Below are 12,133 nucleotides of genomic sequence, written 5' to 3'. Positions count from 1 at the left end.
TCTCGTGGATGGACGAACCCCGACGATACCGGCTGGCGGGCACGCGTCGGCCCGCCTCCGGCGGCGCGAACGGGGGACGGCGACCGCGTGCGGCTGACGCGGGCGCGCCGTGCTGGCCTACACTCCGCCGCGTCGGACCCGACGGAGGGCTGTGGTGTGAGGAACGGACGCACGACCCGGACGGCGGCCCTGGCCCTCGTCCTCGCACTGACCCTGGGCGGGTGGACCGCCACGGGCGCGCAGGCCGCCGCGACCGGCGTGATCACCGGGGTGGTCGTCGACGACACCGGGGCACCGGTCGTGGGCGCCCAGGTCCGCGTCGAGGAGGGCGTGGCGTCGGGCACGACCGACGAGACGGGCCGGTACCGCATCGCGTCGCTCGCCGCGGGCACGTACCACGTGCGGTTCTCGCCGCCAGCGGACAGCAATCTCGTGTTCGAGTACTCCGGCGACGCGGACACGGTCGCCGGGTCGGCACCCGTCGCGGTCGCCGACGGCCAGACCGTCGACGGCGTCGACGCGGAGCTCGCGACGGGTGGTCTCCTGGCCGGCCGGATGATCGGCACCGACGGGACTCCCGTCGTCCACGAGGACGTGTACGTGTACGGGCCGGACGCGACGGACATCACGCACGCGGTCACCGACAGCGACGGCACGTACGTCGTCGAGGGGCGCGGGGACCGTCCCTACCGCATCTACCACGGGAACGTCGCGGGGGAGGTCCACTCGCTCCCGCAGCCGTACCCCGTCCAGGGGCGGGCGGGGGCCGACGTCATCGTCCCCGACGACCGCCTCACGTGGAGCGGGATGGTCGACGGCACCGTCACGGACGACACCGGTGCGCCGGTCGCCGACGTCCAGGTGCGGCTCGAGTCGGTGTACACGCCCGGGTACGTGGTCGCGTCCGCGTGGACGGACGAGGACGGGTACTACCAGGTGCGCGGGTTCGGCACGGGCTGGTTCTACGTCCTGACGCACGCGACGGTCACGGCGAACGGCCTCGGCTCGTCCGTGCTGCCGACCTACTGGCTCGAGGGATCGCCCCTCGGCACGCAGGACAGCGCAGAGGCGCGAGGGCTCGCCTCGTGGTACGCCGAGGAGCCCGTGACCGGGGTGGACATCGAGCTCCCACGCCGGGGCGACGCCGTCGCGGACCTGCGTCCCGCGGTGCTGCACGACTTCCGTGAGTGGTCGACGGTGACGGTCGACGGCTCGGACGCGGCGGTCCCGCCGTCGGGGCTGGTCGAGGTCCGCAGCCGGGGGTACCGGTACGGCGCGTTCCGGCTCGACGGCGAGGGGCGCGGCCAGCTCCCGGTCGGCCTCGGCTGGCAGCAGCAGGAGGTCGAGCTCCTGTACAGCGGGGACCCGCAGCACGCCCCGTCGCGGGTCGTCGTCCGGCCGGAGGAGTTCGTCGCGTACCCGCCGACGCACGGCGTCGTCGCCTTGGAGCCGCGGCGGCTGACGGACATCATGGTCGAGCCCGGCGTGCCGACGTGCACCTCCGTGGGCGGGCGCTGGGACCTTCCACGGGACGCCACGGGCGTGATGCTCAACGTGACCGCGGTCGCGCCGGCCGGCCCGGGCTACGTGGTGCTGTACCCCGACACGGACGACACCGGGAGCACGCCGCCGCCCGCCGAGGGGGCGACCGTGAACTTCGAGGCGGGCAAGGACGTGTCGAACGCGGCGTTCGTCGCGCTGTCGTCGTCGGGCCGGCTGTGCTGGGCCACGCCGCCCGGCGCCGGTCGCACCCGGCTCGTGGTCGACGTCGCGGGCTACGTCGCGGCGGACGCGGGCGTCGAGCTGCGCAGCCACACCCGGCTGCTGGACACGCGGCAGGGGACGGCGCTCGCGCCGCGCACGCCGCGGACCGTCGAGGTGGCCGGGCGCGCGGGCGTCCCGCAGGACGCGACCGCGGTGCTGCTCAACGTCGCGGTGACGCGCGTCGGGGCGGTCGGGCACCTGCGGGTGCTGCCCGAGCCCGGGGGTGAGACGGTGACGGCGCACTACGTGCCCGGCGTCGACAAGTCCGTCGCCGCGCTCGCGCCGCTCGGCCAGGACGGGTCGCTCACGCTCTTCTCCGACTCGTCCAAGCCTGTCGACGTGGTGCTCGACGTGGTCGGGTGGGTGACCGACGGCGGGGTCTACCACCCGCTCGAGCCCGCGCGGGTGCTGGACACCCGGCCTGGCGCGCCGGTCGCCCAGCGCCGCATCGCCGGTCCCCTCGAGGCGAACCGGGTCTACGGCATGGAGCTGCCCGGCGCCGGGGGCGTGCCGGCCGACGCCACGGGTGCGGTCCTGAGCGTCACGGCGATCGCGCCGTCGTCGGTCGGGAACCTGTCGGTCTACCCCGACACGGACGGCACGGGGCTCACGCCGCGGCCGGACGCGTCGAACATCAACTACGTCCCCGGGCGTGCGATCCCCAACATGGTGGTCGTCGCGATCCCGCCGGACGGGCGCGTCAACCTCGTCTCGCAGGCGCCCCCGGGCGGCCTGGTGAACGTCGCCGTGGACGTCGTCGGCTACATCACCGACTGACGGCCTCCACCCCGGGGCGCCCGCCAGGAGGAAACGCCCACATCGGACGACCTCGGTGTCGGTCCTTGACCCGCCGCCATCCGGCTGGTCCACTTCCGGGTGGCGACGGGGGAGGTCCGACGATGACGGTGCGCGGGCGCACGGGGGCGACGACGACGGTGCGCGGTCGCGCCGGGGCAGCGACCACGGTCGCGGTGGTGCTGGGACTGGGGTGGCTCGCGCCACCCGCGACGGCTGCTCCACCGACGTCCGCGGCGCCCGTCGCGGTGCAGGGCGCGGCCCCTGTGGCCGGCGAGGCCGTCCCGAGCGCGGAGGACCTCGTCGTCGACGAGGTGCCCGTCGTCGTCGACGACACGACGCCGGCCGCGGCGACCGCCGTGCCGGAGCCGGAGCTGTCGGACGCGCTGCCCGAGGCGGTCGTCGTCGAGGCCGGGGCTCAGGGCGCCGGCGAGCGCGTCGAGAGCGACGCCGTCCCGGTCGACCCGTACCAGACGCTCGGCGTCACGTGGCCGGCCGACGCCGCCGCGCAGGACGTCGAGGTGCAGGTCCGCACCCGTACGGACGGCGACTGGTCGGCGTGGATGCCGCTCGAGAGCGACGGCGTGACGCCCGACCCCGGCACCGCCGAGGCGGGCCGCGAGGTCCGCGCCGGGACCGAGGCCGTCTGGATCGGCGGCGCGCAGGACGTCCAGGTCGCGTTCGCCGACGGTGCGCAGGTGCCCTCGGACGTCCGCATCGCGCTCGTGGGCGACCCGGCGACGGACGAGGCGCAGGACGCACGCGGCGAGGACCAGGCGTCCCGGTCGGTCGAGCGCACGGCGAGCGCCACGACGACGGGAGACGCCACCGCGACCGCGGTGACGCCGACACTCGTGCCGGCTCCCGGCATCACGTGGCGCTCCGGCTGGGGTGCGGCACCGCAGCTGTGCGCGCCCGACGTGGCCTCGACGCTGCTCGCGACGGTCGTGCACCACACGGCGGGCCCCAACACCTACTCGACGATCGAGGAGGCGAAGGCGCAGATCCGCGGCGACCAGCAGTACCACCAGCAGGCGCGCGGCTGGTGCGACATCGGCTACAACTTCCTCGTCGACAAGTGGGGCAACATCTACGAGGGCCGCGCCAACTCGGCGACGGAGCCGGTCATCGGTGTCCACGCGGGTGGCTTCAACACCGCGACGCTCGGCATCTCCATGCTGGGCGACTACAGCTCGGTGACCCCCGGCGCGAACCAGCAGGAGAGCGTCGCCTGGCTCATCGCGTGGCGCATGTCGCAGTACCACCGCGACCCCGCCAGCACGATCGGCTACACGACCCTCGGCGGCGAGAACTCCCGCTACCCGGCGGGGACGTGGCTCGCTCTGCCCGTCGTCATCGGGCACCGCGACGTCGCCTACACGGCGTGCCCGGGCGAGCGCGGCTACTCGACGCTCGGCTGGCTGCGCACCCGGGCCCGTCAGATCATCGGCGCGACGTTCGTCAACCCGTCGCTGTCCACCACGAGCGCGACCATCGGCTCGTCGGTGACCGTGCAGGGCGGCGTGAACTCGACGATCGCGTGGACGCTGCAGGTCGTCGACCAGCTCACCGGGTACGAGGTGCGGCGCGTCACGGGCGTCGCGGGGTCGAGCAGCGGCGGACCGATCGCGACGTGGGACGGCCGGAACGCGACCGGCGGAGTCGTCGGGCCGGGCACGTACCGCCTCACCCTGAGCGGCACCGAGCAGAGCACGGGCGGCACGGTCAAGCCGTGGAGCGGCACGGTCACGCTCAGCGGGAGCCAGAACCCGCCCACCGAGCAGCCCGTCCCGCTCGTCGGCGACCTCGGCTTCGTCCCGGTCACACCGGCACGCCTGCTCGACACGCGCACGACCGGCGGCTCGCTCGGCCCGGCGTCGCGCATGGACCTCGACGTCACGGGCTCGTTCGGCGTGCCCGACAACGCCAAGGCCGTCGCGCTCAACGTCACCGCCGTCGGCACGTCGCAGGTGACGTTCGTGCGGGTGTGGCCCGCCGGCCAGCCGGCGCCGGGATCGTCGACGTTCAACACCGACGGGCGCCGGACGACCAACGCGGGCGTCGTGGTCGGCGTCGGCGGCGGCGGCAAGGTGAGCCTGTACAACAACGCGGGCACGACGCACCTCGTCGTCGACGTCACCGGGTACTTCGTCGAGGGTGCAGGGACGGGCAGCGGCTACACGCCGCTCGCGACGGGCGCGCGCGTGCTCGACACCCGCTCGGACGGTGGCCGGCTGACGTCGGACAAGACGCGTGCGGTGCAGGTCGCGGGCCGTGAGGGCATCCCGTCCGACGCCCGGGCCGTGCTCGTCAACGTCACGTCGGTCATGCCGGCGGGGCAGGGCAACGTCATCGCCTACCCGTCGGGCGGTACCGTGCCGACCGTCGCGAGCGTCAACCACCTGCCGGGCAACAACGTGAGCAACCGGTCGATCGTGCCGCTCGGCGCCGACGGGAAGGTCGCGCTGGCGCTGCAGGGCGCCGCGGCGGACGTCGTGCTCGACGTCGTCGGCTGGTTCGGCCCGACCGGCGAGCTGACGTTCACGCCGATCCAGCCGACACGCGGCTGGGACACCCGCGCGGTCGCGGGCGGACCGCTCAACCAGCAGGAGGCGCGCGACCTGTCCGTGGCCGCGGCGAACCTGCCCGCGGATGCGAAGGTCGCGCTCGTGAGCCTGGTCGCGACCGGGACGACGGCGGGCATGACGTTCCTCACCGCCTGGCAGCCCGGCAGCGCGCGTCCGACCGCCTCGGACCTCAACGGCGGCGCCGGACGCGACGTCGCGAACCTCGTGGCCGTCCCGATCGGTCCCGACCGGGGGGTCCGGGTCTACAACGACCTCGGTCGCACCGACGTCGTCATGGACGTGCAGGGCTGGTTCGGCTGACCGGCGGCGCGGGCTCCCGGCCTCGAGACGGGAGCCCGCGCACGCCGCGCGCTGCGGGCGGCGGACGGACGGTCCGGGGTGCACGAGACGCCCCGAGCATGCGCCTGCGGCGTTGCGCGCCTCCGGCGTGCGGAGACGGTCAGCGGGTGCTGCGGGTGTTCTCCCACGGGTCGCGCCACGCGAGCCACTCCCACGGCCCCTGCAGGCGGGCGACCTCGTCGTCGCGGATGGTCGCCTCGCGGGTCGACGACTCGTAGTGGTACAGCCGGGCGGCGGGCGTGACGACCACGCGCCGTCCCGTCAGCACGACCTTGTGGCACAGGTCGACGTCGTTGTAGTTGAGCGGCAGGTCCTCGGGCAGGCCGCCGACCTCGCGGTACAGCTCGCGGCTCATGAGCAGGCACGCCCCGGTCGTGGCGACGAAGTCCGCGTCGACGAGCCCCAGGCCGAAGTGCGTGAACCCGTCGGGGTTGCCCTGCAGCACGTGCCACGGGACCCACACGTCGGAGTAGACGACGCCCACGTGCTGCAGCCGCTCGTCCTCGTGCACGAGCCGCGCCCCGACGACGCCCACCGCGGGGTCCTGCAGCACGGACACCATGCGGTCCAGCCAGTCGGCGCCGTCCGCGTCGACGTCGTCGTTGAGCAGCAGGACCAGGTCACCGCGGGCGGCGGCCACGCCCGTGTTGACCGACGTGGAGAAGTTGAAGTCACCCTCGACGGGGGCGACGACGAGCCGGTCGCCGACGACGGCGCGCACGGCCTCGACCACGTCGTCCGGGGTGCCCTGCGACGGCACGAGCACGAGCTCCCAGCGGTCGTACGCGGTGCGCTCGACGAGCGAACGGGCGCACAGCTCGGCGAGCAGGACCTCGGTGCCGCGCACGACACGGCGCCCGCCACCGGTCGGGACGACGACGGACACGAGCGGCCGCTCGGGCACCGCGCGCCGCACGAGCGCGGAACCGGGGTACGCCCCGCGGTCGACGTGCACGTCCTGCCCGACGCGGTCGAAGTGCCGGCGCACGGCCTCCAGACCCGCCTCCCAGGACGTGTCGTCGACCGTCGGCGCGGACTGCCGGCTGAGGCCGACCACCGCGAGGTGCACGATCGCGTCGGTCCTCTCGACGACCCGCAGGTGCGCGTCCCACTCCTCCGCGCCCGCCGAGTCGGCGGTGAACCCACCGGCGGCGACGAGCAGCGTCCGGCGCAGCGCGCACAGACGGCCCAGGTAGCCGGTGCTCCGCTCGTACTCCGGGGACCACGCCGGCTTGGTGAAGATGCCCGACGCGCCCTCGCCGGGCCACTGCTCGTCGGTGTAGAGCACGTCGGTCGCGGGGCTGTCGGCGAGGCGTCGGTGCACGGCCTCGAGCGCGCCCGGCTCCAGCCGGTCACCGGGACCGAGGACCGCGACCCACGTGCCGCGCGCGGCAGCCAGCGCGCGCGCGAGCTGCTCGGGGCGGCTGCCGGGGGCGACGGTGACGTGCACCCACGGCAGGTCGCACTCGACCGGGGCGTCCGCGACGACGACGAGGTCCCACGAGTCGTGCCGCGCACGGACGAGGCGCGCCGCGTCGACGGTCGAGCGCGCGCCGTCGAGGTCGGACCCGGCGGCGACGAGGAGGGTGAGCGTGGGGGCGGTCATCGACCGAGCACGCGCACGGCGCGACGCGCGACCCGACGGGGGAGCCGGACGACCTTGCGGGCGAGCGAGACCGCGGCAGCACCGCCCCCGCGGTTCTCCTCGGCGCGGACGCGCGCCGACAGCGTCTCGATGAGCGCGTCCCGCTCGGCGACGGCGCTCAGGTGGTCCTGCAGGAGGCGGTCGCGTACCCGCACGGCGCCGCGCAGCCCGCTGACCTCCGCCTGGAGGCTCAGCAGGCGCTCCTCGAGCGTCGCGATCCGGCGGCCGGCGACCTCGGTGTCGAGGCGGGCATGGAGGTCTCGGTCCTCGGTGCGCAGCCCGGTGAGCCAGGCGGCCCGCTCGTCCTCGATCGGCATGGGAGCACAGTAGGCCATGGCGGCTCCTGGGCGAACGTCCAGGGGAGTGACGCGCGAACGTCCAGGCGAGCGGGGGTGCCAGCCGTTTAGCATTAGCCAGGTGCGTATCGTCGTGGTCTCCGCCCACTACCCCCCGAACCTGACCAGCGGCGGGACGCTCGTGCCGCAGCGGCTCGCGGCGGGACTGGCGCAGCGGGGGCACGACGTCGCGGTGTACGCGGGCCACCTCGACGCGTCGCGGGAGCCGCTGTCCGGCTGGGACGACGTCGACGAGAATGGTGTTCCCGTGCGCTGGGTGTCGATCACCCCGTTCACCGCCTGGTCGGACCCGCTGAACAGCATCAACCCGGGCGTCGAGGAGGACTTCGCGCGCTGGCTGGCGGACAACCCCGCGGACGTCGTCCACCTGCACTCCCTGCAGACGCTGGGCGCGGGCCTCGTCTCGGTCGCCGCGCGCTCGGGGGCACGGACCGTCGTCACCATGCACGACTTCTGGTGGACGTGCGCGCGGCAGTTCCTCGTCGCGCCGGACCTGCAGCCGTGCTCGCTCGCGGTCGCGTGCGGCCGCTGCCCGTGCGCCGTCGACCACGACTGGCTCACCGAGCGCAACAAGGCGCTCGCGGCGCACCTCGCGGACGCCGACCTCGTGCTCGCCCCGTCGCGCAGCGCCGCCGACGTCATGATCGCGAACGGCGTCGACGAGCGCGTCGTGCGGGTGGACGAGAACGGGCTGCCGCCGACGGACGCCGACCACGTCGAGCGCACGCCGGCCGACACGGTGCGCTTCATGTTCGCGGGCGGCTCGGACCCGATGAAGGGCCTGCCGGTGCTGACCCGGGCGCTCGCGGAGGTCCCCGCCGGCGACTGGTCCATCGACCTGTACGGCGTCGACCCGGTCGCGACCCGCACCCTCGGCGACCACGTCCGGCCGCAGCCGGCGTTCCGCCCCGCCGAGCTCAACGGCGTCCTCGCGGCGCACGACGTGCTCGTGCTGCCGTCCGTGATGCGGGAGTCCCACTCGATCCTCACCCGGGAGGCACTCGGGGCTGGGCTCGCGGTCGTGTGCACCGACACGCTCGGGCCCGAGGAGGTCGTCGACGACGGCGTGAACGGCCTCGTCGTGCCCGCGGCCGACCACCGGGCGCTCGCCGTCGCGCTCACGGGCCTCGCCGGCGACCTGCCGCGCGTGCGGGCGCTGCAGGAGCGCGCGGTCGACGTCCAGGTCCGGGCGGTCGACGACCAGGTCGCGGGGCTCGAGGAGACGTACCGGCAGCTGCTGCGACGCGCCGACGAGCTGCCGGCCGACCCGGCCCCGCTCGTGCGGCGGGTGCTGTTCGTCGTCGGCATCAACGGCGCCCCGCTGCGGTACCGGGCGCAGCTGCCCGCGGAGTCGCTGCGCGAGCTGGGGATCGCCACCGACGTGCGGCACTACCGCGACCCGGAGCTGCCGGCCCTGGCCGCCGCCGCGGACGCGGTGGTCGTCTACCGCGTCCCCGCGACGCGCCAGGTCCTCGACCTCGTCGCCCAGGTGCGCGCGCGCTCGAGGCGCGTGCCGGTGCTGTTCGACGTCGACGACCTGATCGTCGACCCCGAGCTGCGCGGCGAGGTCCACGGCCTCGAGGGCATGGCGGAGCACGAGCTCGAGCTGTGGTGGCGCGGCGTCGCGCGGTACCGCACCACGCTCGAGGCGGCGGACGCCTACGTCGGCAGCACCGAGGAGCTGTGCCGGCGGATCGGCGAGCTCACGGGCCTGCCCACGCACCGGTTCGCGAACGGCGTCGGCTCGGCGCTCGGGGCCCTGAGCGAGGCGGCGCTGGCCCGTCCCCGCACGGCCGGCCCGCCGCGCATCGGCTACTTCTCAGGGACCACGACGCACGACGCCGACTGGGCGATCGTCGAGCCGGCCGTCGTCGAGGTCATGCTGCGGCACCCCGAGGTCGAGCTGTGGCTCGGGGGCCACCTCGGCACCGGTCCCGCGCTCGAGCAGGTCGCGTCCCGCGTGCACCGCCTGCCGATGCTGCCGTGGACGGAGCTGCCCGGCCGGCTGCGGGACCTCGACGTGAACCTCGCCCCGCTCGTGCTCGGCAGCACGTTCAACGAGGCGAAGTCGGCGATCAAGTGGCTGGAGGCCGCGCTCGTCGCGACCCCCACCGTCGCGTCCCCGACCCAGCCGTTCCGCGAGAGCATCGTCGACGGCGTGACGGGTCACCTCGCGAGCGACCACGACGAGTGGGTCGCCGCGCTCGAGCGCGTGCTCACGGACGAGCACCACCGCACCCTCGTCGGGACGCGGGCACGGCGCTCCGCCCTGCTGCGGTGGGCCCCCGCGCGCCAGGGGCACCGGTACCTGGAGATCCTCCAGGACGCCGCCCGAGCCGTCGCCGCGCAGCCGGAGCGCCGGGAGAGCACCTGGCAGCCCGTCGCGGACGACGAGCCCTACAGCGCCGCGGACGCCTGGGTCGAGCAGTACCCGCCGCGGCTCGGCGTCGTGGTGCCCGCGTGGCGGCTCAAGGCCTCCGCCGTGGGGCGCGTCTACCGCGCAGCCGGCGCGCGCGGTGTCGCGAGCAAGGCGCTGCGTCGGCTGAGGCGGGTGTGAGCGCCGACGTCGCGACGGCGGAGCCGACGGCTCCGCCGAGCCGGCGACGGACCGCGCTGCGCACCTGGGCCCCCCGTGTCGCGGTCCTGCTGGCCGTCGTGGCGACCGCGGTCGGGTGGCTCGCGCAGCCGACCGGACCACGCAGCGGCGACGTGCAGGAGCGGCTCGTGCTCACCGCGCCCGGCCCCAACGTCGGGCCCGACGGGTCGGTTCGGCTCGACGTCACGGCGACGCAGGACGGCTTCGCCGCCGTCGACGTCGTGTTCGCCACGTTCCTCGGCACGATCGACTGCACGCTGCAGACGACGGTGCGTCACGACGGCGACGAGGTCGGCTCGGCGCGGGTCCCGTGCGCGGCGCTCGTCGACAACGTCCCGACGACCGTCGTCACCGTCCCGCCGCAGCGGGAGTCCGCGGGGGAGCGGTACGAGGTCGAGCTGTCGCTCGCGCCCGGCAGCACCACCGGCCCGAGCGTGTGGGACACCCTGAGCGGCCCGGCCGTCGTGCCGGGCTACGACCCGCAGCCGCACCGCTGGGACGCGCTCGCCGACGTCGTCGAGCGGGTCGACCGGTACACCGCCCCCTGGGGCGCGCCCGTCGCGCTCGTCGCGACCGTGCTGCTCGGCCTCGCCTGCCTGGTGCTGCTCGTCCTGCGCCCGCGCTGGGGGCTGCCGCTGCTGCTGGGCCTCGTGCTGGTCCGCGGCCTGCTCTGGGCGTCGCTCCTGCCGCCGCTGCAGGGCATGGACGAGGGGGCGCACGTCGCGTACGTGCAGTACCTCGCCGTCGAGGGCGCGGTGCCCGAGCGCTCGTGGGAGGCCCGGCCCGAGCCCCCCGTGAGCGACTCGCTCGTCGTGACGACCGAGCGGATGGGCGTCTCGGCGCTCAACCCCACCGACCGGCCGGACTACACCGACGACGCGGTCCGCGACCTGCGCGAGGCGGACGCCGCCGCCGGCACCGAGTCGTCGGGCGCCACCACGGCTGCCGGCTACCCGCCGGGCTACTACGGCCCGGCCGCGCTGTTCTACCTCGCCGCGCCTGACGACACGGTCGCCCAGGTGCACGCGATCCGTCTGTGGTCCGTCCTGCTCGGCGTGCTCGCGGCGTGGTTCGCGTGGTTGTTCGCGGGCGAGCTGTTCCGCTCCGCGTCCGCCCGCGCCGCGCTCGTCGTGGCCGTCGCGCTGCAGCCGATGGTCGCCCACCAGTTCGCCGTCGTGAACAACGACGGCCTGGCGATCGCCTCGGGGTTCGGCTGCCTGTGGATCGCCGCCCGGCTCACGCGCGAGGGTCGCGCGCCCCGGCTCATGGCGCTGGCCGGGGTCGTGCTCGGGTTCGGCCTGCTCGCCAAGCCGTACGCGGTCATGGCGGCGCTGCCCGTCGCCGCGGGCTGGGTGCTCGGCAAGGTCGCGCACCGGGTCCGCGACTGGCGCGCGCTCGTCGGTGAGCCGCTGCTCGCCGCGGGCGGCGTCGTCGCGACGTACGGCGTGTGGCTCGTCGCCGCGGCGCTCGCCGGCATCCCCGGGACGACGAGCTTCCCGAGCGACCCGGCCGACGCGGGCCGCGACCCGATCACCTACCTGGCGACCCAGTGGGACCCGGCCCTCGTCGAGATCCGCGGGCTGTGGGTCGCCCAGATGTGGGGCTCGTTCGGCTGGGTCAACCCCCCGCTGCCCGAGGCCTGCCTGACGGTCGTCGGGTGGGTGCTGCTCGCGCTCGTCGCCGCCGTCGTCGCCTGGGCGGTCCTGCTCGTGGCCACGTGGCGCAGCCGCTCGGCGGAGGACGTGCAGGTGGACCGGCTCGTCGTCGTCTGCCTCGCGAGCGTGCTGGGCGGACTCGCCCTGCTGTACGGCGTCGAGTACCTCTACTTCCGGGCGTCCGGGCTGACGAACCTGCTGCAGGGCAGGTATGCGCTGGCGGTCGTGCCGGCGCTGCTCGCGCTGCCCGGTCTGCTGACCCAGCGCCTCAGCCGCGGCAGGCTCGGCGCGACGGGGGCGACCTGGCTCGTCGCCGCGGGCGTGGCGGCGCTGTCCGTCGCGGCTGTCGGCGTCGTGGTCGAGCACTACTACCTCTGAGCCGCCGCGGTCGTCTG

Annotated in this window: 6 protein-coding genes; 4 read left to right on the top strand and 2 right to left on the bottom strand. The window is 75.2% G+C overall.

Annotation, left to right across the window (positions count from 1 at the left end; translation table 11 throughout):
- Window positions 1-156: 156 nt before the first annotated feature.
- Together CELF_RS12690 and CELF_RS19570 are read left to right on the top strand one after the other, a co-directional pair.
- Window positions 157-2,541, top strand: a complete 2,385-nt coding sequence (locus CELF_RS12690; protein WP_013771664.1) for a carboxypeptidase-like regulatory domain-containing protein — start codon at window positions 157-159, stop codon at window positions 2,539-2,541.
- A gap of 122 nt (window positions 2,542-2,663) precedes the next feature.
- Window positions 2,664-5,447, top strand: coding sequence for a peptidoglycan recognition protein family protein (locus CELF_RS19570; protein ID WP_013771663.1), 2,784 nt, complete (start codon window positions 2,664-2,666; stop codon window positions 5,445-5,447).
- 139 nt (window positions 5,448-5,586) lie between these two features.
- On the opposite strand, the gene CELF_RS12680 is transcribed toward CELF_RS19570, so the two are convergent.
- Both CELF_RS12680 and CELF_RS12675 read right to left on the bottom strand, forming a co-directional pair.
- Entirely contained in the window at window positions 5,587-7,092 is a 1,506-nt protein-coding gene (locus CELF_RS12680) for a glycosyltransferase family 2 protein (protein ID WP_013771662.1), read from the bottom strand.
- Window positions 7,089-7,448, bottom strand: coding sequence for a hypothetical protein (locus CELF_RS12675; protein WP_041553495.1), 360 nt, complete (start codon window positions 7,446-7,448; stop codon window positions 7,089-7,091). Before CELF_RS12675 ends, CELF_RS12680 begins: the two co-directional genes overlap by 4 nt.
- Before the next feature lie 100 nt (window positions 7,449-7,548).
- On the opposite strand from CELF_RS12675, the gene CELF_RS12670 reads away from it, so the two are divergent.
- Both CELF_RS12670 and CELF_RS12665 read left to right on the top strand, forming a co-directional pair.
- Window positions 7,549-10,044, top strand: coding sequence for a glycosyltransferase (locus tag CELF_RS12670; protein ID WP_126297773.1), 2,496 nt, complete (start codon window positions 7,549-7,551; stop codon window positions 10,042-10,044).
- Window positions 10,041-12,116, top strand: coding sequence for a DUF2142 domain-containing protein (locus CELF_RS12665; protein WP_013771659.1), 2,076 nt, complete (start codon window positions 10,041-10,043; stop codon window positions 12,114-12,116). The genes CELF_RS12670 and CELF_RS12665 overlap by 4 nt, the downstream gene beginning before the upstream one ends.
- Window positions 12,117-12,133: the final 17 nt, after the last annotated feature.

The sequence above is a fragment of the Cellulomonas fimi ATCC 484 genome (assembly GCF_000212695.1).
Lineage (GTDB): Bacteria > Actinomycetota > Actinomycetes > Actinomycetales > Cellulomonadaceae > Cellulomonas > Cellulomonas fimi.
This window is presented reverse-complemented; position numbering and strand designations above follow the sequence as displayed.

Bases quoted from the DNA above. Each gene is read 5' to 3' on its own strand.
- CELF_RS12680 (WP_013771662.1), bottom strand. From the start codon at position 7,092: ATGACCGCCCCCACGCTCACCCTCCTCGTCGCCGCCGGGTCCGACCTC.
- CELF_RS12675 (WP_041553495.1), bottom strand. From the start codon at position 7,448: ATGCCGATCGAGGACGAGCGGGCCGCCTGGCTCACCGGGCTGCGCACC.
- CELF_RS19570 (WP_013771663.1), top strand. From the start codon at position 2,664: ATGACGGTGCGCGGGCGCACGGGGGCGACGACGACGGTGCGCGGTCGC.